We start from the raw sequence: 24,684 nt of genomic DNA, 5'->3' as shown, positions 1-24,684 counted from the left end.
GAAGGGGGCCCCGCGATCCGCGGGGCCCCCTTCCTGCCGCTAGGCCGCGGCCCGGTCGGCCAGCAGGGCCGCGAGCAACTCCAGGTCCACGCCGGTGAGGCTCTCCACCTGGTGTACGCCGGCGATGTCCGGCAACGCCACCTCCGCCGGTACGGCCAGCACCGCCGCGCCGGAGGCGAGCGCGCTGGCCACCCCGGTCGGCGAGTCCTCGATCGCCACGCACCGCTCGATCGGCACGCCGAGCAGCCGCGCCGCGGTCAGGTACGGCTCGGGGTGTGGTTTGGCCGCGATCACCTCGTCACCGGCGACCACCGTGTCGAAGTTGTCCCGGCCCAGGGTGTCCAGGGCGATCTCGACCAGCGCCCGAGGGCTGGAGGTCACCAGGGCGGTGGGGATCTCCGCCGCGCGGACCGCGCGCAGCAGGGCGAACGCGCCGGGACGCCAGCGCAGGCCGGTGCGGAACAACTCCAGGATCCGTGCGTTGATCCACGCGGCGCTGATGTCCGGATCCCGTTCGGGTTGCCCCAGGTCGTCGTGCAGGATGCGCATCGACTCGGCCATGGCGGTACCGATGATCGACTGGCGGGCGTCGGCGGAGAGCTCCCCGCCGTACTCCTTCGCGAGTTCCTGCAACGCGACGTCCCACAGCTTCTCGCTGTCGACCAGCGTGCCGTCCATGTCGAAGAGCACGGCGGCGGGGTGGTGGCTGTTCAGCGGATCCTCCAGGGTCACGGGCCGACATCGGCGATCCTGCCAGCACCGCCCGCCACCGGTGGCGGCAACCGGCGCCAGGGTGATCCGGGCAACCCCGCTCAGCCCAGGTCGCACGCCCCCAGCGAACGCTCGTAGCCGCGGAAGAACGAGTCGGTGCGCTGCTCGGCGGTGCCGTGCGCGCCTTCGGCGAACCACGGCTGGTCCGGGTCGTCGCCGACCGCCGCCACCCCCTCCCGGAACTCGTCCAGGTCGCCCTCGGCCAGGGTCAGCACGCCGGAGCGCACCGAGTCGCCGAGGTACGCCCCGGCCATGCAGTCGGCCTGCAGTTCCTGCTGGATGGTGAAGCTGTAGTTGATGCCGAGGCGCACCTGGATGCCGTGGGCGTACTCGTGGCCGAGCAGGTAGAACACGAACGCGTCGCCGACCTGCCGGAACGCGCCCACCGACCAGGCGACGTCGTACGCGATGAAGTCGCCCTTGGAGCAGTAGACGGCGTTGTTGCGGGGCAGCGGCTGCCCGCCGCAGGACACCTCCCCGGCCCGCTGGTACGGGGTGATCCGCCGGATGGGCTCGAAGCGCTGCCCGGATTCCTTGAACTGGGCGGCCCAGTACCGTTCGGCGACCGCCTGCGCGTCGGCGACGTCCTGCTCGAACTCGGCGACGCTGGTGGTGCTGTCGGCCCGGGTGGTGCTCGGCTCCGCTGAGGCGGCGGGCGGGTTCGCCCCTGGGCGGTCGCCCTCGGGGTCGGCCAGGCCGCCACCGGCGCAGGCGACCGACACCAGCGCGGCGATCAGCAGGCCCGCCAGCGGACCTCGGGCGTCGTGTCCTGACCGTGCCCCCACTGTGCCTCCCCAGACATCGGTACTCACGGTGCGCAGTACCCCGACGATACGACCGCCACGCCCGTCACCGGATTCACGCGGGGTGCGGCCGGACGGTTCACCTGGCCGGGGCCGGGCCGCCACAATGGCCTGGGGCGGGGTGTGGCCGTCCGCCGAGGAGGGTCGCGATGCACGAGTTGGGCAGCCGTCTGCGGCGTCAGCCGGCGCCGGCGCCCATCGTGTGGCGTTCGCTGCGCGATCCGTACGAGGCTGGCAGCAGGCCGTGGCTGGAGTTGCGCGACGACGAGGTGCCGCCCCGGGTGGTGGCGGGCTACGCGCCGGTGCTGCTGGTGTGGTCATCGCTGTGGCCGCACCGGCCGCTGGACCGCATCCGCTTCGACCTGACGTCCGGGCCACCCGGCGGGGACTGCGCGCTCCGCTGGACGCTCACCACCGACGGCGACCTGCCGAGCGAGAGCACCCTCGGCTACCTGCGACACCGCCTCAACTACCTGATCAACCACCGGCTGCGCCGTTCCTACGGCCAGTAACCCCACCCGCGGGGCTCCGGCTCCCTCCGCCTGGGTGATCACGAGGTTGGCGTCAGCCCGACCGGCGTGTCGTGACGCGAACTTCTTGATCACCGAGGTTGCTGGGTGAGGGTGTCCGGGGACGGGGGGGCGGGTTCGACGTTTCTGGTGGACGGTGCCAGCCGGCACCAGGGACAGGAGGAACCATCGTGAAGTACATGATTCTGCTCTACGGGTCGCAGCAGGACTACGACGTGCTGTCGGGGCGGGCTTCCGACCGGCCGGCTAGCCGAGCCATCGGACACGTGGTGAGCTTGCCGCGAGTCGAGCGAAAGCGATCCTGGATCACTACGAGGAGGAACACCCCGGCGGTTCGGAACTCAACCCCGCAGCAGCCACTGTGCATGCTGTGCTCGCTATGTACTAGGAACTCCGTCACCACGCGGCGGTCACCTCTGCGAGCGGCGTCGACAGGACGATGGCCAGTCTGACGAACGCGCTGAGCGACAGCCACACGCCCAACTTCAATTTGGCCCGCGCTCTCGACGAGCACACGGCCATGATGCGGCGCTACGTCGAATCCCTCCAACGCTGAAGGACCGGGCGGAGACGGTCGATCTGTTCCGAGTTGAGCGGTGGCGCTTCCCGCACGGTTGCTTCGATGATGTGACTGGGTACGTGAGGCGGCGGGGCGGAAGCCAGAAGGCGGGCGAGCGTCGCTCGTTGAGCGTCGTCCAGCTCCGGCCAGTCGGCGGCAGTCTGCTTGGCCTGCTCCTCCATGTACTGCTGAAGCCGAGGGTCGTCGATCCTGTATCGGGGCACGTCGTAGCTTCGGCAACAGAGATGATCTCAGAGTGACAGCAAGATCAAATAGCACGTACGCAGAGGTTGCGGCGGAGGGACGCCTGTGTCGGGCGTCCCTCCCGCGTCACCGTCTGGCGTTCTTCCGCTGCTCCTGATACTTGCGCTCGGCCGCCACTTCCTCAGTCGTCGGATCGGCGGCGCCGGGCGGCAGGATCTTCCAGAAGCCGTCCCCGAAGTCAACTTCGAAGACACGCCCCTCCCATTCACTCGAATGAGTTGCGGCGATGACCCTCCGCTCGTAACCCTCGACGGGTTCCTCGTGAACATGCTCGCGGCCGTCGCGGTAGACCCCGTACCTCTCCTGCACAAGCCACCCGACAACCGGATCCACTCGAAGGCTGCCGTCGTCGTCAATGAAGCATGCGCGCCATCCATGGACCTGCGCGGGCCGGAAGTCAATGGTCCGGTACAAGAAGTCGTCCATGATAGCCCTCGCAATACGTGACGGTGATAGCTGCCCGGAGTAGCGTGCCAGGTGGCGGCCCGCCGGGGTAGAGGCCGGCGGTGCCGCCATCGGGCCCTCTACCCCGAAGGCAGGCACGCCGTGACTGACCCGTCGTTCGCCGGACGGATGCGACAACTCCGCGACGCGCAGCGCATCTCCCTGCGCAACCTCGCCAAGATCACCTATCACGGTAAGACGTACCTGCATGAGCTGGAGACCGGCATGAAAAAGCCCACCAGCCAGGTCGCCCAGCGCATCGACGACGCACTCAACGCCGCCGGTGAACTCGTCGCCCTCGCCACCCAGCCCACCATTCGGCGCCGCGAATTCGTGGCCGCCGCCGGACTCGCCGCCGCCCTACCCCACACCCTGCTCGGCCACGGCCGACACGTCGGACCCGGAACCGCCGGACGGCTCGCCGAACGCACCGCCCGACTTCGCCGCCTCGACAACTTCCTCGGCGGCGCCGACACCCACCGCCTGTACCAAGCCGAAGCGGACTCCACCACCCGACTCATCCAAGAAGGCTCCTACAGCGAAACCGTCGGCCGGCAACTCCTTGCCGTCCTCGCCGAGCAAACCCAACTCGCGGGATGGGCGGCATTCGACTCCGGACGGCACGCCGACGCAGAACGGCTGTACCGGACCAGCCTTTCCGCTGCCCGCGACGCCGACGACCACGCCCTCACCGGCAACGCATTCGCGTTCCTCGCCTACCAGCAACTTGCACTCGGCCAGCCCGCCGCCGACACCGCCGCAGCCGGATGCGAGACCGCCTCGACCGCAACGCCAACCGTTCGCGCGCTGCTGCACCTGAGGGCCGCCTGGGCGTACGCCGTCGAGGGCAACGCCGCAGCGGCCGACCAGCAGCTTGCGCACGGCACCACGTGCCTGACCGAGCACGACGATCGGCCCGAGCCTGACTGGGTGTACTGGGTCGACCATGTGGAAGGCGAAATCATGACCGGGCGGTGCTGGACGGTCCTGCGCAGGCCGATGCGCGCCATCCCCGTGCTGGAACGCGCCCTCGCCCGATTCGACGACACTCACTCCCGCGACAAAGCCCTCTACCTGTCGTGGCTGGCAGACGCCTACCTCGACGCCAACGAGGTCGAGCAGGCGTGCGCCACTGCCGGGACCGCGATCGGCCTCGCCGGTGGGGTCGGGTCGGTGCGGCCCGCCCAGCGCCTCAACACGTTCCTCAACCGGCTGGAGCCCCACGCCGAAATGCCGTGCGTCGTTGAACTGCGATCCCTGGCCGCCGAGGCGTCTACACGCCCTCGACTGTCCGTGTGATCCATTGCAGGTAGGCGGCCGAGCCGCGAACAACCGGGACGGCGGTGACCTGCGGGTTGTCCCAAGGATGAGCGTCTAGCAGGTAAGCCTCTAGCTGCGGATACCGGTCGTCGGTCGTGTACAGCAGCACCTGCCACTCCTCGCCTGTGCCTTGCTCGCCGAGGTGCCAGAAGACTGATGTCACCGGGCCGACGACTTGAGCGCCGGCCGCCAATCGTGCCGCTGCTGCTCCTTCGGCCAGCTTCACCGCCGCATCCCGGGTGGGTGCGGCCGTCGACACCTGCACGTAGTCGCTCACCTGTACAGGCTAGCGGGGAGGGTGTCCGCGGACGGTTGCGGACAGTCGGCGGACAGCCGACCCCACCTCACCGCCCTTGGTTGTCCGTAGCGTCCGATTGACGGGACGGCCGTGGTGAATTCCGAACCTATGCGATGTGTGCGGCGACCACGGCCGTCCCGCCGAGAGGCGGGGGGCGTCCGCGCCGGAGATGACCGGGCGCCCCTCCAGCCACTGACGGAGGGGGCAGCGTTGATCGCGGAGGCACCAACCACCATCCACGACGCCCGGCGAGCCGACCGCGAACGCGGGCGCAAGGCCGTCGACGCCCTCGACCGGCGGCTCGACGGCCAGCACACGCCGCGCCGGCCGCAATGGGACTGCGCCGGCTGCGGTGCCGACTGGCCGTGCGCCCCGGCGCAGGTCCGCCTCGGCGAGGCATACGGCAGGGACCGCATCGGCCTAGCCATGTACTGCGGCGCGCTCTACGCCGCCGCCGTCAACGACCTGCCGGTCACGACCAACGGTGAGACGTGGGCACGGTTCGTGAGCTGGGTGCGCTGACCCTCGGCGTGGGGAGCATCCACCGCGGCGACGAAGGGTTGCACCACTCGGACTGGTCGCACCGGTGGTCCGGTGGCCCGGCCGACGAAGCGGGGCAGGCCGCGTGGCAGGCGGCGCTCAAGGCGCACATGGAGGATCACCAGCGGGGCTTGGATGTGCGCCGGCCCCGAAACGACGACAACGCCCCGCCGACCCGGTGAAGGGTCGGCGGGGCGTCTCGTTGGACCTGCCGCTGGGGAGTAGCAGACCAGCTCATGGGCGTTCCCGACGGGAACGGTAATTCTCGGGGGTACCCCCAAACGGGGGCTCCGGGTTGGGCCAAACCGGCCTTACCGCTTGGGGCTGTCGGTGGAGTTGGGCACGACGTACACGCCGAGCGCCCCCAGCACGGCCAGGGCCACCGAGATGCCCTCGGTGGCGGTCAAGGTGTCGTCACCCATGGCCACGGTGAGGGCAACCCCACCAGCGACGACGGCGGCGACGATGGTCTTGGCGTAACTGCCGATCTTCACGGATGCCTCCCGGGCATGAAGAAGCCCGCTCCGGCAGGTCCGGGCGGGCACGATAGGTGGGTCAGATGGCAACAGGATTCGTCCGCTACGGGCAGTTGAACCGCTGCCCCCGCAGCTCGCGCAACCGGTCGGCGATCTTCTTGCCCGTCGGAGTCTGCGGCGGCGTCTCCCGATAGGCGTCATCGAACGTGGACAGCAGATCGCACCACTTGCGCTCCAACGCAGCCGCTGCACGATTCGAGTACGCCATCGATGCCGCCCCGGTCAGCACCGCGAACAGCAGCGCCACCACCAAGGTTTGCCAGGCTCGGAACGTCACGACGAATCGCCCGCCCCTGACGGCGCGGGCGACGGTGATGATGGTGGCGGCGGTGAGCCCGAACCCGGAGAGGGCAACGGCGGCAACGTTGTACCGGTAGCGCCACTGCTCCCAGCGACAGCAGCCCCACGCCAGCCGGGATCCCCAACACCGACACGGCCGCCACCAGCAGCGCCTCGGACGCCTGCCCCGGCGGCACCACCACCGTCTGATGGATGATCACGCCCAGACCAGTCACGATGCAGCCGAAGTCCAGGCTCGACCGTTTGACGCGTTCTGCTCTCGTCACCACGCACAGTCCCTTCAACAAGGGCGATCCGATACGCGGTCACCCCGAGGATCGCCACCCAGCGCGGCCGGTACCGCTCCGCCTTGACCGCCAGGCCGGTGACGCCCGCCACCAGCTCCGCCGCCGTCAGCTCGGCGGCGCGGGCGGTGGCCCGGTTGCTCAGGCTGGTGATGCCGACACCCTGTCGCGGCGTGCGCCGTCAATCGCGACTTGGCACCCTCAACGGATGCAGGCAACCGACCACCTCGCCGCCAGCCGCTACGCGCGGATGCGCTGGAACACGCCCCTGTCCGAGGAGCACGCCGCGCTGCTGCTGCAACGGCTCGACGTACGCCCCGGCGCGCGGGTGCTCGACCTCGGCTGTGGCTGGGGTGAGCTGCTGCTGCGGGCCGTCGCGGCCGGTGGCGTGTCCGGCCCGCTCGCCACCCGGGGCGTCGGTGTCGACACCGACGACGACGCGCTCGCCCGAGGGCGGCGGCTCGCCGCAGGTCGGTCGCTGAACCGGCATGTCGCGTTCGTGATGGGCGAGGCGGCGGCCTGGCAGGAGCCCGCCGACCGGGTCCTGTGCATCGGTTCGGCACACGCCTTCGGTGGCACCGGCGCCGCGCTGGACGCGCTCGCCACCGTGGTCCGGCCCGGAGGTCGGCTGTTGTTCGGCGACGCCTACTGGGAACGACCCCCAACCCCGGCGGCCGAGCAGATCTTCGGCACCGAGGTCACGGTGCTGGCGGGCCTCGTCGAGACAGCTCGGGAGCGTGGCTGGCGGGTGCTGCACCTGAGCACCGCCGACCAGCGGGAATGGGACGACTTCGAGTCCACCTGGCTCGCGGGCCGGCAGGAGTGGCTGTTCACGTACCCCGAAGACCCCCGCGCCGCAGAGGTCCGCGCGGAGCTCGACGACCGGCTGCGCCAGTACGTCGGCACCTACCGAGGGCTCCTTGGCCTGGCCTACCTCGTCCTCGGTCGCTGACGACCGTCGTTGACGCCGCTGCATACGCCGCGGGTGGTGAACGACTGCCGGCCTGGCAGGCGGTCATCGGGCAGGCGGTGCTGTTCACCCTGTTCGGGTTCCTCGTCGGGGCAGCCCGATCCCCCGGCCGGCTCGCGCTGTTCGTCGTCTTCGCGCTGCTGCTCGGCGGCTTCCGGGCGGCCACCGGGGACATCTGGGCGGGCATCGGCTTCCACGTCGCCTTCCAGAGCGTCGCCCAACTGTTCGGAGATGTCGGCGGGGTCTTCGACGTGACCGGGTCCGACGTTCTGGGGCTCGTGGCGCTGGGCGGCCTGCCCTTCGCCCTCGGCTGGACCGTCATCGAGCGACGACACCGGCATCACCTGAACTGGCTGGCCCTCGAACCGGAGCCCGCCTCCTGAGGATTCGTCGGCGGCACGGTTCCAGCCTGTGGACGCGGCCGATCGTGGGCTTGACGGGGCCCAGACATCGGAGGTTTACTGCCTCAACGATGCCAGTCGATGTTCCCGACCGTCCACACTGGGTGGTCGGAGTCGCCGGCTGGTCCACCGCACCACGACACCACCACCTCGCACCACCTCAGCCGAGCATCGGCGGCCCGGCTTCCGCACCACCGCCACCCTGGCCCCCGGCATGCCCTCGTGCACCGCCCCGGGCCGACGCTCAGCAGAGGAGCACCACCATGCGTTCCCGTCCCCGTGTGCTGGCATTCGTCACCGGCCTGGCCGTGTTACTGGCCGGCCTGGTCGCCCTGCCGACTCCCGCCTCGGCGGCCCCGCTGACCAAGGTTCTGGTCTTCAGCAAGACCGCGGGCTTCCGCCACTCGTCCATCCCCAACGGCATCGCCGCGATCCAGCAACTCGGCTCGGCCAACGGCTTCACCGTGACCGCCACCGAGGACGCCGCCCAGTTCACCACCTCCAACCTGGCGCAGTACCAGGCGGTGGTCTTCCTGTCGACGACCGGCGACGTGCTCAACGCCTCCCAGCAGACGGCCTTCGAGTCGTACATCGCCGCCGGCGGCGGGTACGTCGGCGTGCACGCCGCCGCCGACACCGAGTACAGCTGGCCGTGGTACGGCGGGCTGGTCGGCGCCTGGTTCGACTCGCACCCGGCGATCCAGACCGCGACCGTGCGGATCGAGGACCAGACGAACCCGTCGACCGCCCACCTCGGCACCACCTGGGTCCGCTCCGACGAGTGGTACAACTACCGCACCAACCCCCGCTCGGGCGCGCGGGTGCTCGCCAGCCTCGACGAGTCGTCGTACAGCGGCGGCAACATGAGCGGGGACCACCCGATCACCTGGTGCAAGGCGTACGGCGGCGGGCGGGCCTGGTACACGGGTCTCGGGCACACCGAGGCGTCGTACACCGACCCGAAGTTCACCCAGATGCTGCTCGGCGGCCTGCGCGTCGCGGCGGGCGCCGTGACGGCCGACTGCTCGCCCCGCACCACCACCCCGCCGCCCACCAGCGGCTCCACCCTGCGGGCCCGGGCCAACAACCTGTTCGTCAGCGCGCCCAACTCCACCACCGCGCTGATCGCCAACCGCAGCAGCGCCGGCACCACCGAGCAGTTCGACCTGGTCGACCTCGGCAACGGCAACGTGGCGCTGCGCGCCAAGGGCAACGGCCAGTACGTCGCGGCCGAGAACGCCGGTGCCGCCGCGCTGATCGCCAACCGGGCCACCGCCGGCGCGTGGGAGACCTTCCAGCTGATCCGTAACTCCGACGGCACGGTGAGCCTGCGGGCCACCGTGAACAGCCGCTACGTCGCCGCCGAGAACGCCGGCGCGTCCGCGCTGATCGCCAACCGGACCTCCATCGGGCAGTGGGAGAAGTTCGACCTCGCCACCAGCTGACCCCGGGCCCGGCCCGCCTCTCACCACCCCCACCTGGCCGTGGTGCGTCCCCGCACGCCCGGCCCCGGTCGTCGAGGAAGGACGATCATGTTCTCGTACCCCCGGCGCTGGTCCCGGGTCCTCGTCGCGGCGCTCACCGCCGCCGCGAGCGTGACCCTGGCCGTTGCCGCACCATCCACCGCCCAGGCGGCGGTGATTCCCGCCTCCGACTATCAGCAGGTCAAACTCGCCACCGGCTCGGCCGAGCTGGGTGAGGCGATGTCCCTGGCCGTCCTGCCGAACCGGCCGGTGCTGCACACCGCCCGCAACGGCGTCCTGCGGGTCACCGACGTGGCCGGCAACACCAAGATCTCCGGCACCCTGTCGGTCTACACCCACGACGAGGAGGGGTTGCAGGGCGTCGCCGTCGACCCCAACTTCGCCACCAACCGGTGGATCTACCTCTACTACTCCCCCACGTTGAGCACCCCGTCCGGGGACGCCCCGACGACCGGCACGCAGTCCGACTGGGACCGGTGGAAGGGGCACCTGCGGCTGTCCCGGTTCACCCTCAACTCCGACGACACGCTCAACCTGGGCAGCGAGAAGATCGTGCTCCAGGTCGCCAACGACCGTGGACAGTGCTGCCACGTCGGCGGTGACCTCGACTTCGACGCCGCCGGCAACCTGTACCTGACCACCGGCGACGACACCAACCCGTTCGAGTCGTCCGGCTACGCGCCCATCGACGAACGGACCGACCGCAACCCGCAGTTCGACGCCCAGCGCTCGGCGGCCAACACCAACGACCTGCGGGGCAAGGTGCTGCGGATCAAACCGCAGGCGGACGGCACGTACACGATCCCGTCGGGCAACCTGTTCGCGCCCGGCACGGCCATCACCCGGCCGGAGATCTACGCGATGGGTATGCGCAACCCGTTCCGGATGAGCGTCGACAAGGCGACCGGCGTCGTCTACCTCGGCGACTACGGCCCCGACGCCGGGTCCACGAACTCCAGCCGTGGCCCCTCCGGTCAGGTCGAGTTCAACCGCATCACGGCACCCGGCAACTACGGCTGGCCGTACTGCACCGGCAGCAACACCAGCACCGAAACATACAATGAATACACGTTCCCGTCCGGGCCGTCGCAGTCCAAGTACAACTGCACGGGCGGGCCGACGAACAACTCGTTCCGCAACACCGGGCTCACCACGCTGCCCGCGGCGAAGCCGGCCTGGATCAAGTACGCCGGCGACTCCGGGTCACCGTCGGAGTTCGGCAGCGGCTCCGAGTCGCCGATGGGCGGCCCGGTGTACCGGTACGACGCCTCGCTCAACTCCAGCATCAAGTTCCCGGCGTCGCTGAACGGCCAGTTCTTCGCCGGCGAGTACGGCCGCCGCTGGATCAAGGCCATCGCGGTCAACGCCGACGGCAGCCGCGGCGAGATCTCCAACTTCCCGTGGAGCGGCACCCAGGTCATGGACATGGCCTTCGGCCCGGACGGCGCCCTGTACGTGCTGGACTACGGCACCGGCTCGAACAACCAGGCGCTGTTCCGGATCGAGTACATCGGCGGCGGCAACCGCAGCCCCATCGCGGTCGCCTCGGCGAACCCCACGTCGGGGGCCAACCCGTTGACGGTCACCTTCTCGTCGGCCGGCAGCTCCGACCCCGAGGGCGGGGCGCTGAGCTACCTGTGGACGTTCGGCGACGGCACCACCTCGACGGCGGCGAACCCCACCAAGACGTACACCACGAACGGCACGTACTCCCCCACGTTGAAGGTCACCGACCCGACCGGCCTGTCCGGCACGGCGAGCCTGGTCGTGACCGTGGGCAACACCGCTCCGACGGTGACGCTGACCTCGCCGGCGGACGGGCAGCTGTTCACCTTCGGTGACACGGTGCCGTACACGATCTCGGTGAGCGACCCGCAGGACGGCACGATCGACTGCTCCAAGGTGAGCCTGACCTACGCGCTGGGCCACGACAGCCACGCCCACCAGATCACCTCGAAGACCGGGTGCAGTGGCTCGATCACCGTCCCGACCGACGGGGAGCACGACGCGGCGGCCAACATCTACGGCGTCTTCGACGCCGCGTACACCGACAACGGTGGGCTCACCACGCACAGCATCCGGACCCTGCAACCGAAGCACCGCCAGGGTGAGCACTTCGGCGCCCAGTCGGGCGTCCAGGCCACCGACCACACCAGCGCCGAGGGTGGTCGCACCGCCGGGTTCATCGAGAACAACGACTGGATCTCGTACCAGCCGTACAACCTGTCCAACGCGAATCGCATCACCGTGCGGGCGTCGTCGGCCGGCGCCGGCGGCACCATCGAGGTACGGGCCGGTTCGGCCACCGGAACCCTGCTGGGCACTGTCACGGTGCCGGTGACCGGCAACTGGGAGACCTTCACCGAGGTGTCCGCGACCATCACCAACCCGCCCGCCTCGACGGCCACGCTGTACCTGGTGTTCAAGGGCGGGTCCGGCTACCTGTTCGACGTGGACGCGTTCACCTTCACCACCGGCACGACCGGCGGCAGCGGGGTGATCAGTCTGCGGGCGCAGGTCAACAACCAGTACGTGTCGGCGGTCGGCACCGCCGCCTTGATCGCCAACAAGGCCAGCGTCGGAACGACCGAGCAGTTCGACCGCGTGGACGCCGGCAACGGCACCATCGCCCTGCGGTCGCGCGCCAACGGCCTGTACGTCTGCGCCGAGAACGCGGGCGCGGAGCCGCTGATCGCCAACCGCGCGACGGTCGGCGCCTGGGAGAGGTTCACGCTGACCGGTTGACCGGTGGTGGGTCCGGCCCGCCCTGGTCGGCGGCCGGGCCGGACCCACCGAACCACCGGCTGCGCAGAGCCCTCAGACCGGGAAGCGGCCGTGCCGCCACTGCCAGTGGCGGCCGGCCCTCAGGTGGTCGACGACCGCGCGCTGCAGCGCGGTGCGGCGGGGCAGCTCGTCGAGCGGCGTGCTCAGGGTACGGAACACGAAACGCAGCACCTCGACGTCGGCGTCCGGCCCCTCCTGCTCCTCGTAGGGGGTCAGCTCGAACCGCCGCTGGAATCGGACGATGTTCGACTCCGCCGGCAGGTACTCCCGCAACTGCGGGTCGAGCAGCCACGAGCCGCAGGAGAACGCCTCGTAGTGCTCGTCGGGAAAGTGGCGCGGGAAGAACGCGCGGGCCTCGTCGAGCGACGCGTCGACCGCGTCGGGGGTCAACGGACCCGCATCGGGGACGTGCAGGGCGAGGGTCTCGCCGCCCCGGTGGTGCTGCAACCGGCCCAGCTCGTAGACGCTGCCGCGTACGTGCAGCGTCAGCCAGCTCTGCATGACCGGCCAACCCTCACCGCGCATCCGCCGGTCGATCGCGAGGTTGCGGCCCAGATCGGCGAGGCTCAGCCACGACACCGCGTCGGCGATGCCGTGATCGCGGTGGTACGCCCGCGCCACGTCGACCAGGGCGAGGTACGCGTACACGTAGAGGTGCCGCGAGGCGAGGCCACGCTCACGCGGCAGCTCCGGACCGGGCGGCAGCCACTCGTGGCCACCGAGATCGGCGCGGACCAGGGCGATCGAGCGGTCGAGCAGCCAGCGCAGCTCCGGGGTCCACAGTGGGGAATCCGGGTCGGGCCAGCCGTCCATGATCTCGACCGCGTCGTCCGGTGGCACGCCGAGCCGGTCGAGGATCGCGGGCGCATCGGCCCGGGCGGGCAGCGGAGCCGACGGTCGGCCGCCGGCGAGCCGGTGCACGCGGTCGACGTCCTCGACGGGTACGCCGAGCCGCGCGGCGGTGTCGTCCAGATCCACGAGGGCGACCCTACCGGCGAGGAGGGCTCCCGGTGGCCCGCCCCGAGGGCTCAGGAGTCGGCGGGTACCCCGGCGTCGAGCTGGCCGATCATCGGCGCGAGGAGGTCGTTGAGTTCCCGAGCCAGCACCACGACGGCCCGACGCGCCGCGGACGCGACGTCGTCGTCCGGGCCGCCGGGGGCCGGCGGCAGATCGTCGAGCGGGACCGGCGCCTGCACCTGGAGCAGCGCGCGCAGATGGGGTGGCGCGTCTGGTCCTGCTCCGTGGGGTCCGTGAACTGGCCGAACAGCCGCGGCCAGTCCTGCCAACCACGGTCGCGCTGCCACTGCTTGGTCCAGGTGAGCTCCGCCGGCCAGCGGGACGCCACGGTCACCGCGCAGACCATGCTGCCGTCCCACGGGCTGCGCGCGCAGTCCGCCGAGATGATCCGCCGGTGCCAGCGGACGAAACCGGGCGACAGCTCGCTGGCCACCCGCCAGGCCGTCGCCGCGAACGCGACGGGCGCGAAGTCACCCCACGTGTCGGCGAACTCGTCGATCCGGGCGTGCACCTCAACCTCGTAGCGACCCCGCCCGTCGGTGCCGTGTTCGCGGTCGAACTGCTCGTCCAGCCAGAAGGCGCGCGTCTCCGGCATTCTTCCCCCGTTCATCACGGCGTGAGGACTTCTCATGCGGCCGGTGCGTCCCACAGTCGGGCAACCGTCACTGAACGTATACGACTCCACCACTATGGATCAACAACTCATGCCGAGCGACGGCGGTGTTCCGTTCGGGTGTCTCGTGCACAGGCTCGGGTCGACCCGAGCCCCGCGTACGAGGCCGCGTCTACGCGCCGGAGGCCATGATGGCCGTGCGTGCCGTGTCGAGTGCCTGGTCCGCCGGCACGGGCACATCGGGGACCACCCCGACGCCCTCCCAGTTGGTGCCACATCGCGGCTCCCTCCGGCGCGCCACCGGCGCGGCCGCGCAGGTCCAGGATGAGCGCGGAGCTGAGGGCGACCAACTGCATGGCCGCGCCGATCGCGGCGGCGCCTTCATCGGCGTACGCGATAGCACCGGCCCGTCCAGGTCGTCGTACTCGCCCGCCGCGAGACGGCGCCGAATCGCGGCGCCGATGTCCTCGACCTTGTCAGCAAAGACGTACCCTGCCTCGATCCGATCCAGGGCCTGTCCGATTATCTGTTCGTTTGAGAGCACGGCGGGCCACGGTAGACCCCAAACGGTCTCGACACTACCGACATTCGAGAGCCGCCCCGCCCGGTGCCGATCGTGACTTGACAAACGACCGGGTCCAGAGTGGACGATGCAGCGTGCGAATTCTCGTGGTGGGTGGCAGCGGTCTGATCGGCGCGCATGTCGTGGACGTGCTGCGCGAGCGGGGCCACGCCGCGACCACAGTGGCGCGTACCGCCCAGCCGGGCGTCGACCATCTCGTGGATGTCGACGCCGCCTCGATCGACGAGCTGCGGGCGCTGCTCGCCGGCCACGACGGCGTCGTGTACGCCACCCGCACCGACGAGCAGCGACCGCTGCCCAAGCCGATCTATCCGCGGTTCCGCCGGGACAACGTCGAGCCGGTGGTACGCCTGTTCACCGCCGCCCGCCAGGAAGGTCTCACCCGCGGCGTCGTCATGGGCTCGTACTACACCTATTTCGACCGGCTGCACCCGCAGTGGCGGCTCGCGGAGCGCCACACGTACATCCGCTGCCGGGTCGAGCAGGCCGTGGAGGGGCGGGCGGCGGCGGGCCCGGACCTGCCGATCGCCGTACTCGAACTGCCCTTCGTCTTCGGTCGGGCCGGCGACCGGCTCCCCAACTGGGCCGGGCCGCTGGACCGGTGGGCCCGCTCCCGTACACCCCTGGTAGGCCCGACCGGCGGGACCGCCGCGACCTCGGCGCGCAGCGTGGCCGAGATCGCGGTGGACGCCCTGGAGCAGGCCCGCGGTGACGACATCCCGGTCGCCGACGAGAACCTCACCTGGACGGACATGATCGGCCGCATCGCCGAGGCGGTCGGCCGACGCCGCCGGGTGGCGCGGATGCCGTCCGGCGCGGCGCGGGCCGCCCTGCGACTGGGCGGCGCGCTACAGGCCCTCGGCCGCAAGGAGTCCGGCGTCAACCCGAGCCACCTGCCCGACCTCCTGCTCGCCGACCTGTTCGTCGAGCCGACGACCGGGCGGTCGCTGGACTCCGCGCTGCGCGAGACGTTCCCCGCCACCTAGCCCCGTCACGACGGCCGGGCCAGGTACGCCGTCTTGGCGTCCGGGGAGAACCCGCAGGCCCGGTAGAAGGCGTGGGTTCCCGGCGTCCGCGAGCCCGTCATCAGCATCGCCTTGTAGCAGCCCGCATCCCACGCGGCCTGAAGTGTGCCGGCCATGATCTGCCGGCCCAGGCCGGTGCCGCGCCGCGACTCGTCGACGACGACGTTCTCGATGACCGCGTACGGCGACGCCGACCGGGTGAGGTTCGGGATCACGTTGAGGTACGTCGTGGCGACGACGACCCCATCGACGTCGAGGACGAACAGGTGCAGCGCCGGCGAATCCAAGATCTGCTGGTAGGCCGCCGCGTCAGATCCGTCGTCGAGAACCGGATCGTCGGGATTCAACTGCCGGTAGAGGTGGACGATCTGCGCGAAGTCGTCGGGCCGAGCCGTACGAAACATGTCAGGAGCCTAACCACGGCGCGGCACGCCGGCGGACCCTTGCGCGTGGGCTGGGCGGCTGGCGTCCCGACAACCATTTCGAATGGCCGGACTCAGTCGTTTGTGACATCAGGCGGCCCGCCACCGCTTCTTGGGATCCTTTGCGGTGGTCGTACACACCATCGGCTTGCCCGTCTTCGTCACGCCGCGAGCGCCCTGCTTCGAGCAGAACGATCCGGGATGCACTGTCGAGACTGTTGGCGGATTGGTTTTGGTGGTGGCCGGCTTCGGTTTCGGCGCTGCCGTTGTCGACTTCGGTTTGGGTTTACTGGTCGTCGGCTTGACGGCCGGCCGAGAAGTCGACTTACGAACGGCAGCAGCCCTGTCTTCTGCCCGATGAGGCTGGCGGACGTTGCGTATCCTAATGCCTACTCTGTGGAGGGTGGGCATGGTCGACACGCACACGCAGTTGCCGGGCCTCATTGAGGCCGCCGCACGCGCCGGGGTGGCCCGGCTAGCCCCCGAGGAGCTGGCGGTCTTCGCCCCGGTCGCCCAGAAGTGGCGGCGGGACGGGTCGTCGCTACGGGGCCGACCGGCGCCTGGCGGGTCGATCGGGTTCGGGATCGACTCGGTCCTGGTCAGCGAGATCGCACTGCAGGCGGTCACGTCGGGTCTCGCTGACATCCTCGCGACCGGTGCGACCGCGGCTGGTGCCGGTTGGTGGCGCAGCAGGCGCCGGTTACGCCGGTCGACGGCGCCGGCAACGGTCGAGTCGGGCGGCGACGAACCCCAGCCGGTCATCGACGGGGACCGGCTGGTGCTGACTGATGCGCAGGCACAGGCTCTACGTGAGGCATGCCGGCGCCACGGAATCACCCTTGGGCTCACCGAGGAGCAGGCCGTCCTGTTGGCCGACGCGGCGGTGGGAGCCCTGCACGTCCGCAGGTCCGCACCGGAGTGATCGGCACCGACGCGCCGCCGCCGGCTGCTCCGCAGGCCCGGAGACCCGGCGGACATCCCACCCCACTGCTCTGGCTCTATCTCCAAGTCGTTGGCGTGGTGGGTGGCGTCGGTGTCGCGCTGGGCACAGTTTTCTTCTTCGGTCGCCGTCCACTGGCGCAGCCCTACGCGCAGGCGACCGTCCGGTGTTCCCGGACCTATGACATCGACCCAAGCAGTTCCGCCGAGTTCGATGTCACCCGGACAATGCAATTCCTGACCTGCATGTCCGACCCGTCCCGGATACGCGGGTTGGTCATGCTCACCGGCGGCGTCCTGCTGCTGGTCGGGCTGGCCCTGATCGTCACGCTCACCCCGGTGGTCGATCACTGGCGGCTGCGTCGCCACCGACTCCCGGGCACCATCGCCGGTGCCGAGCAGCGGTTTGCCGAGCTCTGCGATCAGCAAGGGCTGCACGGTCGGCACCGGCCCCGGCTGTTCGTGGCGGGACCATCGGTGCGGCAGGCGTTCACCACCGTCCGGCCCGGCGGCCGACCACTCGTGGTGCTGCCAGCCGCGGTGGCGGTGGGTCACCGGGATCCGGCGCGGTTCGACCCAGTCGTCCAGCACGAGTTGGCGCATGTGCAGGGTCGGGACGTCCGGTGGGTCTCCGCCGTGCGTGGTCTGCTGTGGCTGGTCGTACCGGCGGTGGCGGTGGCCAGTGTTTCCGAGATCCGCCGGGAAGGGCTCACCGAGATCCCGGTCGTCACGCTCAGCCGGGCGCTGCTGCTGGTGCTGCTGAGCGCCCTGCTGCGGGCGCAGGTGCTGCGACTGCGCGAACACGAGGCGGATCAGCAGGTCAACCGGACCGGTGATCGGACCGCGCTGGTCTGGCTGCTGGACGCCGCCGCCTCGATCCGACCGCACCGCCCCGGGCGGCTGCGCCGGCTGTTCGCCCGGCACCCGACGCCGCAGCGACGGGCCGCCGCGCTGCGTGGCGGGCAACAGGTGTCGGTTAGTGGCCCGATGCAGGCCGCGGTGACCGGGGCGGTGACGGCGATCGTCGCGGGGGCGGCGACCCAGGCGGTCAGCGCCTTGGCGATTGACCGGGATCTCTCCGTGCTGCCGGCCGGTCTGGTCGGTGTGCTGCTCGGGTTCGGGCTGACCCCCGCGCTGCGCCGCAGGGCGCTCACCGGTGCGCCGTCGCGGCGTTGGCTCCCGGTCGTCGCGGCCGCTGCCGGTCTCGCCGTGGGCGGCTTCCTCTTTCCTACCGGGACGACCGGTGGCGGTGCGTCGTTCCCGGCCGGCACGGCCAGTCTGGGCGTCAGTCTGCGGTTCGCGATCGTGGTCGCACTGGCCGGCGTGGTCGCCGTCACGACCTGCACCGTGCTCGCCGAGATGGCGGCCCGCCGGGGCCCGGACCGGTACACCCGACTCCGGCGAGGGTTCACCTATCTGGCGGCCTCCGCGACCGTCACGGCGATCTGCTGGCCGTTGCAGCCCCTCGTCGTCGGCCTGGAACGGCCGGTGCCGGTACGTGCCTGGCTGGTCTACGCGCTGCCCGACGCGCCGTGGCCGTGGCTGGGCCTAGCCTTGCCAGCGGCGGTCGTGGCCCTGCTCGGTTGGCGCCGGGTCGCCACCCGTGCCGTCCTGTCCATCGTGGTGGTGACGGTGCTGATCGGTGGGAGCCTCGCATCGGCACAGGCGCTGCGGCACCCACCGATCACGCTGGACGCCGCGCTCTCCCTTTCCCAGCAGCGATGGTGGATCTGCGCCCTGGCCGGGTGGGCGGCGCTCGTGGTGCTCGCCATCGGACGTGGTGACCCCGGTCTGGGGCGGGCCCTTGTTGCCGGTGCGGGTGTCGCGGCGCTGGCCGGGGCCTCGCAGTTCGTGCACCAAATAGTCGCCGGTCGCACCTCGGATGCGACCCTGCTCCGGCTCTATGTCGGTGTGCCGGTGATCTGGTGGCTCTACCTCGCGGTGCTCACGATGCCCGTCCTGATCGGGCTCTCCGCTCTCACCGGACGGCTCGTACAACGACCCGACCCGATCGGATGGCCGCCCGGCCGGGCTGACACACGACCGCAGGTGTGGCCAGCGGTGGGTCCGGTGACGGCGGTGCTCCTGGTCGGGGCGGCGGCGGTCATCGGCCTGCCCGGTGGGCCGGTGCTGCTGCTGCCCACAGGGGCACCGGCCACCACCGGCCCGGCGGTCGTGGTGGTGCCGTCATCGACCACCGCCGGGCCGAACGCCAGCGTCTCGCCCGGTGCGCGGACCGGTGCGGATCCCGGCCGGCTGCTTACCGTCGCGGAAGCCGGTGCCGCCGCCAGCGCCGTCCGGGGGCCACTGCCGGCGTTCTGGAAGCCGGAACCGCAGGAGCAGGAGACCGAGGACCCCGACACCGTCATCGTGCCGGCGGCCTGCCGGGAATTGGCCCGGGACGACTATCTGCGCCGGATCGAGTCGGACGAACGGGTCGACGAGATTCGCGGCTTTGCCACCAGGAAATTGCCGAGCAGCATCAGGCAATCGACCGTCATCGTGATCGTCACCTCGTACGCCCACCCCGTGCCCGACACCCTTCTCGACGAGGCCGAGGCAGCCCGCGCCGCGTGCCCCCGGTTCGACACCACCGTCCCCGGCAGCTCACCAGTGCGGTTCGCCGTGAGCGCCCAGCCGGCTCCCCAGGTGGGGGAAGAGTCCTGGCGGGTGCGGTATGACCTCTCCCTCGGCAGTGGTTCGAGCAGGATCACCGGCACAACCCTGTTCGGCCTGGTCCGGATCGGTCACAACCTGGTGCAGGTGCAGCTGACCGCCATCGCGGAGCCGCTGGACGAGTGGGTGTTCAATGCGGCGGTCTCCTCGACGGTGGCTGCCCTCAGCCGCTAGGCCTGCGCGGGATCCGGTGGTCATGATGCTGGTTAACCTACGCCTCGGTCCTTCTGGACGCCGGGGAGAGCATCAAGGCCCCTGTCGACGCACCTGGGCCATGCCGACCCCGGGTTCACCCGGCGGACCTACACGCATCTCCTATCGACCAGCGAGGACCGGACGCGGCGCGCCATCGACACCGCGTCCGGCGAGAACCAGGCCGCCCAGGATGGACCGGCACCCGTTGACGGCCTGGAGACGGCATGATCATGGTTCAGTGGCCTTCCGGACGGCCTCAGGTGCAGGTCAGCGCACCTGTGTCCGTCACTTGGCGTTGGAAAGACTGCCAGTCTCGCCTGACCAGGAAAAGGGTTCGGCACCTGGCCTATGACCTGCGGTTTTACCCCTCACGACATCCCACTGTGTCTCATCGCTACGGGCTGCCATGTGCCCCACATGTGCCCCAGCACCGAGGGTCACTCCCCCGGCTCGGCGGCAGGCCGTTGGTAGCTCCACTCGGCGGGCGGACGTTGCGGCATCTTCGCCCCGGGCAGTCGGGCGTACCACGCCATGAACGCGCGGAGCACTGCGGAGCGGTCGGGCTCCCCCTGTTGCTTCGCGGCAGCGCCGAACGGATCCCAGATTTCCTGCTCGGCCCTGATGGTTCGGTGCGGGGTCTTGCCCTCTCCCCTGCTGCGCGGTGCCATCCGTCTCCCCTTCCGGTGTCTGTACACGAGGATGCTAGCAACCCTTGACGTGTATGTACACGGACGCTAACGTGTACATACACAAGCACACAGGCCCCGACACCGGGAGCGCCGACAAGTCGGCCCCCGGCGGTGCGTCAACACCGACCGAGGGCCTAGATCGACTGCGAAGGAGTCGACCATGGCAAACATCATCGCATCCGCATCCGTCCCACCGGAGTACCGGCTCGACGACGCCGACACCACCGACTTGACCGCGCTCCAGCGGCCGGCGGACACTCGCTGGCCGATCAACCAGGCCCGGCCGGCAACCGTTGGCGTCTCGCCCATGGTTGCCCTCAACAGTGGTGAGGGCACCGGCGTTACGACGGACCCCTCCGAGGCCGCGGACTTGGCGCTCGTCCAGGCGGCGCTGGTCGCCAACCCCGCCGCCGTGCGGGAGCTGGCTGACGCGATCCGCCGATCCGGTGGGCTCGACTTCAACGAGGGCTACGCCCACGGGTACGCCGACGGCCTCCGGCGAGCGTTGGACGCTCGCCCGGCTGGTTGCCCGTCGTACTGCTCCGACGACCACCGCGGTCAGGTCACCGAGGTCGATGGTTTCTCGATCGGCCTCGTCCACGAGCGCATGCTGGCCGACCTCACCGCCGAGGATCCGGCCTGGAGCGACAACCGGCCGGCTACGGCGCGGGTGTTCGTGGAGTCGACCACCGAGCGCGGCGAGGTCATCACCCCGACCCGCGTCGTCCTGTCGATCGCCGAGGGCGACCGGGGCAGCTACCCGGGCAGTGAGGACACGCAGGGCTGGACTGGCACGCCGGACGAGGTGGAGCAGCTGGGCTACGCGCTGCTGTCCGCCGCCCGCATCGCCCGTCACGCCTGATGCGTCGGCCCCTGGTGTGGGCTGGCTGCGGCAAGCCGGCCACCATCCGCATCGAGGTGTACTCCCCGGCCGGCGCCGCGCTGTACGGCTCGCTCGACGCCAACCTGTACGCCTGCGAGGCGCACGCCATCCCGGCCGTGTCCGCCGCCTACGCGGTCGGTCTCACCGCGCACCGCACCCACACGCCGATCCGGTACACCCGGGCGTGCGGCCACGTGTACCGCTTCCCCACCGCCGGGGGTGCTTGATGGCCCCCGTCCTGCTGAAGCAGACCATCCGCGCCGGTGAGGCGTACGTGGTCCGTGACGTGGACCAGCTCCCAGCGCGGGGCGCTCGCCGCGGCGGTGAACGGCCCGGGCGGCTGGCAGGTGGTCAGCGCCGACCAGGTGGCCGGTGACGGCCTGGACCAGCGTCACGCCATCGCGCTGATGATGCGGACCGCCATCTACGCCGCCGGCCGGTCCACCTTCTCCCTGCTCACTTCCTGACCCGCCGTACCGCGCGGACGGCACCGTCTGTACCGCGCGGTACGGCCCCCCGGTCCACGTGGACCACCGACCGACCTGGACCACTCCCCGCAACCCTGATCGATGGAGACAAGACGATGAACCGACGTGGACTGCTCACCGGTACCGCCCTGGCGGCCACCGCGACCCTCATCACCGTGCCGCGACCGGCCCAGGCCGTGCCGCAGACCGTGCCGGCCGGGCCGCACCCCGTGCCACCTGCGGACCGGCCGTGCCGGGTGATCCGGCCGTGCCCGGTGTGGTGCGAAGAGGACCACAGCCCCAACGCGCGGCTCAAGTTCGGGTTGGAGGAGAGCTGCCAGGAACGCTGGCACACGGCTTGCCTGGGCTACGACGCCGACGAGGACCTCTGCGTCGAGCTGACCCGAGTCGACCACTTGTACACCGGCGAGTCTGCCGGGGAGCGCGTCAGCATCAACCTGGACGACTACATCACCCCGGATGCCGCGGAGGCCGTCTCCCGGCTCACCCTCGCCGCCCGCGACATCCTCGCCGGACGGTTGACCGTCGCCCAGTGGCGTGCCACCTCGGGCCTGGACTACCACTCCATCGGCATGGTGACCGCGCGATGAAGACGGCCACGGTGACCTGCCCGCCCTGGTGCACGACGCACCACCACGCGTTCGGCGAGGACGACCTGCTCTGGCACCGCAGCGCGACCGCCCATAGCCCCGCTGAGGACTCCAGCGGGGTCACGGTGTGGACGGAGCTGGCCGACGACTCCAGCGGCGAGCGGGGAACCCCTGACGTCGTAGTCCAGGTCGACGGAGAGCCGTACTCGATCCTGCTCACCCCCGCTCGTGCCCGGATGCTGGCCGCTCAGCTGCTCCACGCCGCCGACCACGCCTGACAGCACCACCTCCAACGCCCGGAACTCCTCACCCTCTGCTATCGGAGAGTGGAGAGTTCCGGGCGTTCTACGTGCGGCGTCACGCTCACGACCGGGGGTCTGGAACTCTCCATGGAGAGTGGACAGTTCACCGAGCGTCACCAACCAGAGCTCCAAATCCGGGCTCCAAGTCTCCAAGTTGGCAGGCTTGGAGGTCACTACCCCTTAAGGGAGGGAGCGCCGTTGGGAGAGTTGTCGCCCAGCCTCCAAGTCACCGAGCGTGATTGCAGACTTGGCCGCAGATTGCAGAGTTACGGGCCTCTCCACGCTCAGGAGGGGCCCCCGGGAAGTCTGCATTGCAGAGTGCAGACTTCACTGAGCGTGCCCTACCAGGGGCGGCCACGGTTGTGCGGACGGTCCGGACAGGCACTGTCGTTACGACGGGACCTGCACTGCTGTTACGACGGTTCAGGTACTGCTGTAACAGCGGGACCTGCCCCTCGTCAGTAGCGAGGGCAGGGGTACCCACAGTGTGGGGGACCTTCTTCCCGGCGCCGGGAAGAAGGTGGGCGGGGCAGTGTTCCGGCCATCGTCGCGGGCCGCCCAGCAGCGCCGTGAAATCGAAGCCGAGTAGAGGTCGCAGAGCTGGTCGCGGCACGGACCGTGGTCGCGGATCCGCGACCAGCCCCGCGACCAGCCCTGACCAGCACAAACGCCCGTTGGTCGCGTGGTCGCGGCCCCTGTCCAGCACCCCCGAAACCCGCCCCTGGGAGGGCATCGTGAGAGGCACCCTCGTCGCGACCGGCGTCGTGGTCGTCATCGCCCTGGGCTACGTCCTGTCGTGCATCTGAGAGGGTGGTTCGGAGTGTTAGGTCCGTTTCTGGGCGAGGGTGAATACTCCGGGCTCGTCTTCGGTGAGGACCTGGCGGTTGACCATGCGTTTCAGCTTCGCGCGGGTGCCTTCGACGTGTTTCGGTGAGGGTTCGACGTCGAGGGCGAGGCAGATGCCCTTGGCGCGCATGCCGGTGGGCGCGGTGGCGAGGACGTGCAGGATCTGCTGGTAGGGGGCGCTGGTGATCGTCGGGTCGTCGGCGGTGAACTCGGCTGCGGCGAGAGTGCGCAGGGTGGTGCGGGTCGTGGCCAGGTCGGCCAGTTCGCCGTCGATGCGGGCGAGTTCGCCGGTCAGTGCGGTGATCTGCTCGCGTAGCCGGTCGGCGTCGTGGCGTGTGGTGGTTTCGCGGTCGGCGATCAGGTCGAGGACCGTGGGAAGGTTCACCGGTGCCGCCAGGAGGGTGTGCTGGTCCCGGTCAGTCGCCGCGCGATGTTCGCTGTCGATGCCCACAGGGTTCGTGACACCGAGGATTCTGGTCGGCTCTCGTACTCGCGTGCGAGGCGACGGTGCAGCATCAACGTGCCGTTGACCTGCTCGACGATCCACCGCTTGCGGATCGGTACGAACCCGGGCTTGGTATCGGATCGTTTGACGACCTCGACGTCGACACCCAGGACGGCGCCGTGCAGCGCTACGTCCTGTTTGAACCCGGCGTCGACCCAGGCGCGGGTGACCGTCGGCGTGTGCTCGGTGACCTTGTCGAGCAGCCGGATGCCGATGGCGTTGTCGGTGACCGACGCCGCGGTCACGACGACCGCGATGATCAGTCCCAACGCGTCCACGGCCAAGCCCCGCTTGCGTCCCGGTACCTTCTTGCCGGCGTCCTTACCGGTCGTGGCGGCCGGGACGTGGTTCGCGGCCCGGATCGACTGGGTGTCCAACACGACCGCGGTCGGATCCTCCCGACGGCCGGCCTTCTCTCTGGCCTGGCAGCGCAGCAGATCGTGGATCGTCTGGTCGGTGCCGTCGTCACGCCACAGGGCGAAGTAGTAGTAGGTGGCTGACTTCGGCGGCAGGTCGTGCGGCAGGTACGCCCACTGACAACCCGTCCGGTTCTGGTAGAAGATCGCGTTCACGATCTCCCGCAGGTCGTAGTCACCATGACGGCCCGACACCGACACCGACAC

30 protein-coding genes are annotated in these 24,684 nt (G+C 70.3%); 17 read left to right on the top strand and 13 right to left on the bottom strand.

Going from position 1 to position 24,684, the window contains the following annotated elements; all coding sequences use genetic code 11:
• Window positions 1-39: 39 nt before the first annotated feature.
• Window positions 40-690 carry an HAD family phosphatase gene (locus tag AB0H52_RS16220; RefSeq protein WP_151488972.1) on the bottom strand — a complete coding sequence of 217 codons (651 nt, stop codon included), beginning with the start codon at window positions 688-690 and terminating at the stop codon, window positions 40-42.
• A gap of 122 nt (window positions 691-812) precedes the next feature.
• Window positions 813-1,556 (bottom strand): neutral zinc metallopeptidase, encoded by a 744-nt coding sequence (locus AB0H52_RS16215; RefSeq protein WP_151488955.1) that lies wholly within the window; start codon window positions 1,554-1,556, stop codon window positions 813-815.
• 167 nt (window positions 1,557-1,723) lie between these two features.
• On the opposite strand from AB0H52_RS16215, the gene AB0H52_RS16210 reads away from it, so the two are divergent.
• Window positions 1,724-2,086 (top strand): hypothetical protein, encoded by a 363-nt coding sequence (locus AB0H52_RS16210; protein WP_151488956.1) that lies wholly within the window; start codon window positions 1,724-1,726, stop codon window positions 2,084-2,086.
• A 907-nt stretch (window positions 2,087-2,993) separates the two neighbouring features.
• Here the strand turns inward: AB0H52_RS16210 and AB0H52_RS16205 are convergent.
• Window positions 2,994-3,353, bottom strand: a complete 360-nt coding sequence (locus AB0H52_RS16205) for a hypothetical protein (protein ID WP_151488958.1) — start codon at window positions 3,351-3,353, stop codon at window positions 2,994-2,996.
• 147 nt (window positions 3,354-3,500) lie between these two features.
• Between AB0H52_RS16205 and AB0H52_RS16200 the strand changes: the two genes are divergently transcribed.
• Window positions 3,501-4,670, top strand: coding sequence for a helix-turn-helix transcriptional regulator (locus AB0H52_RS16200; protein ID WP_151488974.1), 1,170 nt, complete (start codon window positions 3,501-3,503; stop codon window positions 4,668-4,670).
• Here the strand turns inward: AB0H52_RS16200 and cutA are convergent.
• Complete coding sequence (gene cutA / locus AB0H52_RS16195) at window positions 4,645-4,968, bottom strand: divalent cation tolerance protein CutA (protein WP_192580186.1); 324 nt, start codon at window positions 4,966-4,968, stop codon at window positions 4,645-4,647. The genes AB0H52_RS16200 and cutA overlap by 26 nt on opposite strands.
• Before the next feature lie 231 nt (window positions 4,969-5,199).
• On the opposite strand from cutA, the gene AB0H52_RS16190 reads away from it, so the two are divergent.
• Both AB0H52_RS16190 and AB0H52_RS16185 read left to right on the top strand, forming a co-directional pair.
• The gene (locus AB0H52_RS16190) at window positions 5,200-5,511 is read left to right on the top strand and encodes a flavin reductase (RefSeq protein ID WP_357948195.1); all 312 of its coding nucleotides are present in this window, start codon (window positions 5,200-5,202) and stop codon (window positions 5,509-5,511) included.
• Window positions 5,481-5,711: a hypothetical protein gene (locus AB0H52_RS16185; RefSeq protein ID WP_151488960.1), complete on the top strand. Its 231-nt coding sequence runs from the start codon at window positions 5,481-5,483 to the stop codon at window positions 5,709-5,711. The genes AB0H52_RS16190 and AB0H52_RS16185 overlap by 31 nt, the downstream gene beginning before the upstream one ends.
• Window positions 5,712-5,840: 129 nt before the next feature.
• Here the strand turns inward: AB0H52_RS16185 and AB0H52_RS16180 are convergent, their stop codons facing one another.
• The gene (locus AB0H52_RS16180) at window positions 5,841-6,023 is read right to left on the bottom strand and encodes a hypothetical protein (RefSeq protein ID WP_151488961.1); all 183 of its coding nucleotides are present in this window, start codon (window positions 6,021-6,023) and stop codon (window positions 5,841-5,843) included.
• A gap of 85 nt (window positions 6,024-6,108) precedes the next feature.
• Window positions 6,109-6,342 (bottom strand): hypothetical protein, encoded by a 234-nt coding sequence (locus AB0H52_RS16175; protein WP_151488962.1) that lies wholly within the window; start codon window positions 6,340-6,342, stop codon window positions 6,109-6,111.
• A gap of 515 nt (window positions 6,343-6,857) precedes the next feature.
• Between AB0H52_RS16175 and AB0H52_RS16170 the strand changes: the two genes are divergently transcribed.
• From AB0H52_RS16170 to AB0H52_RS16155, 4 genes are all read left to right on the top strand, one after another.
• A complete protein-coding gene (locus tag AB0H52_RS16170) occupies window positions 6,858-7,601 on the top strand; it encodes a methyltransferase domain-containing protein (protein WP_357948191.1) in 744 nt (247 codons plus the stop codon).
• A 77-nt stretch (window positions 7,602-7,678) separates the two neighbouring features.
• Entirely contained in the window at window positions 7,679-8,002 is a 324-nt protein-coding gene (locus tag AB0H52_RS16165; protein ID WP_357948188.1) for a hypothetical protein, read from the top strand.
• A gap of 281 nt (window positions 8,003-8,283) precedes the next feature.
• Entirely contained in the window at window positions 8,284-9,465 is a 1,182-nt protein-coding gene (locus tag AB0H52_RS16160; RefSeq protein WP_357948185.1) for a ThuA domain-containing protein, read from the top strand.
• Window positions 9,466-9,552: 87 nt separating this feature from the next.
• The gene (locus tag AB0H52_RS16155) at window positions 9,553-12,249 is read left to right on the top strand and encodes a PQQ-dependent sugar dehydrogenase (RefSeq protein ID WP_357948182.1); all 2,697 of its coding nucleotides are present in this window, start codon (window positions 9,553-9,555) and stop codon (window positions 12,247-12,249) included.
• A 72-nt stretch (window positions 12,250-12,321) separates the two neighbouring features.
• On the opposite strand, the gene AB0H52_RS16150 is transcribed toward AB0H52_RS16155, so the two are convergent.
• From AB0H52_RS16150 to AB0H52_RS16140, 3 genes are all read right to left on the bottom strand, one after another.
• Window positions 12,322-13,266 carry an acyltransferase domain-containing protein gene (locus AB0H52_RS16150; protein WP_151488966.1) on the bottom strand — a complete coding sequence of 315 codons (945 nt, stop codon included), beginning with the start codon at window positions 13,264-13,266 and terminating at the stop codon, window positions 12,322-12,324.
• An 88-nt stretch (window positions 13,267-13,354) separates the two neighbouring features.
• Window positions 13,355-13,900, bottom strand: a complete 546-nt coding sequence (locus AB0H52_RS16145; protein ID WP_357948179.1) for a hypothetical protein — start codon at window positions 13,898-13,900, stop codon at window positions 13,355-13,357.
• 190 nt (window positions 13,901-14,090) lie between these two features.
• Window positions 14,091-14,462, bottom strand: coding sequence for a hypothetical protein (locus AB0H52_RS16140; protein ID WP_225854233.1), 372 nt, complete (start codon window positions 14,460-14,462; stop codon window positions 14,091-14,093).
• A gap of 113 nt (window positions 14,463-14,575) precedes the next feature.
• Between AB0H52_RS16140 and AB0H52_RS16135 the strand changes: the two genes are divergently transcribed.
• The gene (locus AB0H52_RS16135; protein ID WP_357948176.1) at window positions 14,576-15,487 is read left to right on the top strand and encodes an NAD(P)H-binding protein; all 912 of its coding nucleotides are present in this window, start codon (window positions 14,576-14,578) and stop codon (window positions 15,485-15,487) included.
• Between the two features lie 5 nt (window positions 15,488-15,492).
• Here the strand turns inward: AB0H52_RS16135 and AB0H52_RS16130 are convergent, their stop codons facing one another.
• Window positions 15,493-15,930, bottom strand: a complete 438-nt coding sequence (locus tag AB0H52_RS16130; RefSeq protein WP_151488969.1) for a GNAT family N-acetyltransferase — start codon at window positions 15,928-15,930, stop codon at window positions 15,493-15,495.
• Window positions 15,931-16,075: 145 nt separating this feature from the next.
• Here AB0H52_RS16130 and AB0H52_RS16125 point away from each other — a divergent pair, with 145 nt between their 5' ends.
• The 3 genes from AB0H52_RS16125 (at window position 16,076) to AB0H52_RS16115 (ending at window position 19,737) form a co-directional block, all read left to right on the top strand.
• Window positions 16,076-16,309 carry a hypothetical protein gene (locus AB0H52_RS16125; protein WP_151488970.1) on the top strand — a complete coding sequence of 78 codons (234 nt, stop codon included), beginning with the start codon at window positions 16,076-16,078 and terminating at the stop codon, window positions 16,307-16,309.
• 48 nt (window positions 16,310-16,357) lie between these two features.
• Window positions 16,358-16,870, top strand: a complete 513-nt coding sequence (locus tag AB0H52_RS16120) for a hypothetical protein (RefSeq protein ID WP_278122743.1) — start codon at window positions 16,358-16,360, stop codon at window positions 16,868-16,870.
• Window positions 16,871-17,133: 263 nt separating this feature from the next.
• Window positions 17,134-19,737 carry a M48 family metalloprotease gene (locus tag AB0H52_RS16115; RefSeq protein ID WP_357948172.1) on the top strand — a complete coding sequence of 868 codons (2,604 nt, stop codon included), beginning with the start codon at window positions 17,134-17,136 and terminating at the stop codon, window positions 19,735-19,737.
• 458 nt (window positions 19,738-20,195) lie between these two features.
• On the opposite strand, the gene AB0H52_RS16110 is transcribed toward AB0H52_RS16115, so the two are convergent.
• Entirely contained in the window at window positions 20,196-20,426 is a 231-nt protein-coding gene (locus tag AB0H52_RS16110; protein WP_151492274.1) for a hypothetical protein, read from the bottom strand.
• 181 nt (window positions 20,427-20,607) lie between these two features.
• On the opposite strand from AB0H52_RS16110, the gene AB0H52_RS16105 reads away from it, so the two are divergent.
• The 5 genes from AB0H52_RS16105 to AB0H52_RS16085 all read left to right on the top strand — a co-directional run bounded on the left by AB0H52_RS16105 (window position 20,608) and on the right by AB0H52_RS16085 (window position 22,686).
• Complete coding sequence (locus tag AB0H52_RS16105; RefSeq protein ID WP_357948171.1) at window positions 20,608-21,309, top strand: hypothetical protein; 702 nt, start codon at window positions 20,608-20,610, stop codon at window positions 21,307-21,309.
• Window positions 21,309-21,557 carry a hypothetical protein gene (locus AB0H52_RS16100; RefSeq protein ID WP_357948169.1) on the top strand — a complete coding sequence of 83 codons (249 nt, stop codon included), beginning with the start codon at window positions 21,309-21,311 and terminating at the stop codon, window positions 21,555-21,557. Before AB0H52_RS16105 ends, AB0H52_RS16100 begins: the two co-directional genes overlap by 1 nt.
• A 36-nt stretch (window positions 21,558-21,593) precedes the next feature.
• Window positions 21,594-21,797 carry a hypothetical protein gene (locus AB0H52_RS16095; RefSeq protein ID WP_357948167.1) on the top strand — a complete coding sequence of 68 codons (204 nt, stop codon included), beginning with the start codon at window positions 21,594-21,596 and terminating at the stop codon, window positions 21,795-21,797.
• Between the two features lie 116 nt (window positions 21,798-21,913).
• A complete protein-coding gene (locus AB0H52_RS16090; RefSeq protein ID WP_357948164.1) occupies window positions 21,914-22,408 on the top strand; it encodes a hypothetical protein in 495 nt (164 codons plus the stop codon).
• Window positions 22,405-22,686 carry a hypothetical protein gene (locus AB0H52_RS16085; RefSeq protein WP_357948161.1) on the top strand — a complete coding sequence of 94 codons (282 nt, stop codon included), beginning with the start codon at window positions 22,405-22,407 and terminating at the stop codon, window positions 22,684-22,686. The genes AB0H52_RS16090 and AB0H52_RS16085 overlap by 4 nt, the downstream gene beginning before the upstream one ends.
• An 847-nt stretch (window positions 22,687-23,533) precedes the next feature.
• On the opposite strand, the gene AB0H52_RS16080 is transcribed toward AB0H52_RS16085, so the two are convergent.
• Complete coding sequence (locus AB0H52_RS16080) at window positions 23,534-23,941, bottom strand: hypothetical protein (RefSeq protein WP_151493387.1); 408 nt, start codon at window positions 23,939-23,941, stop codon at window positions 23,534-23,536.
• The coding region (locus AB0H52_RS16075; protein WP_357948158.1) for an IS5 family transposase at window positions 23,938-24,684 on the bottom strand (747 nt) is incomplete at its 5' end. The genes AB0H52_RS16080 and AB0H52_RS16075, both read right to left, overlap by 4 nt.

It is taken from the genome of Micromonospora sp. NPDC050695, from assembly GCF_040654415.1.
In the GTDB taxonomy this organism is placed as follows: domain Bacteria; phylum Actinomycetota; class Actinomycetes; order Mycobacteriales; family Micromonosporaceae; genus Micromonospora.
Note: the sequence above shows the minus strand (reverse complement) of the source record. Positions and strands in the feature narration are given on the sequence as shown.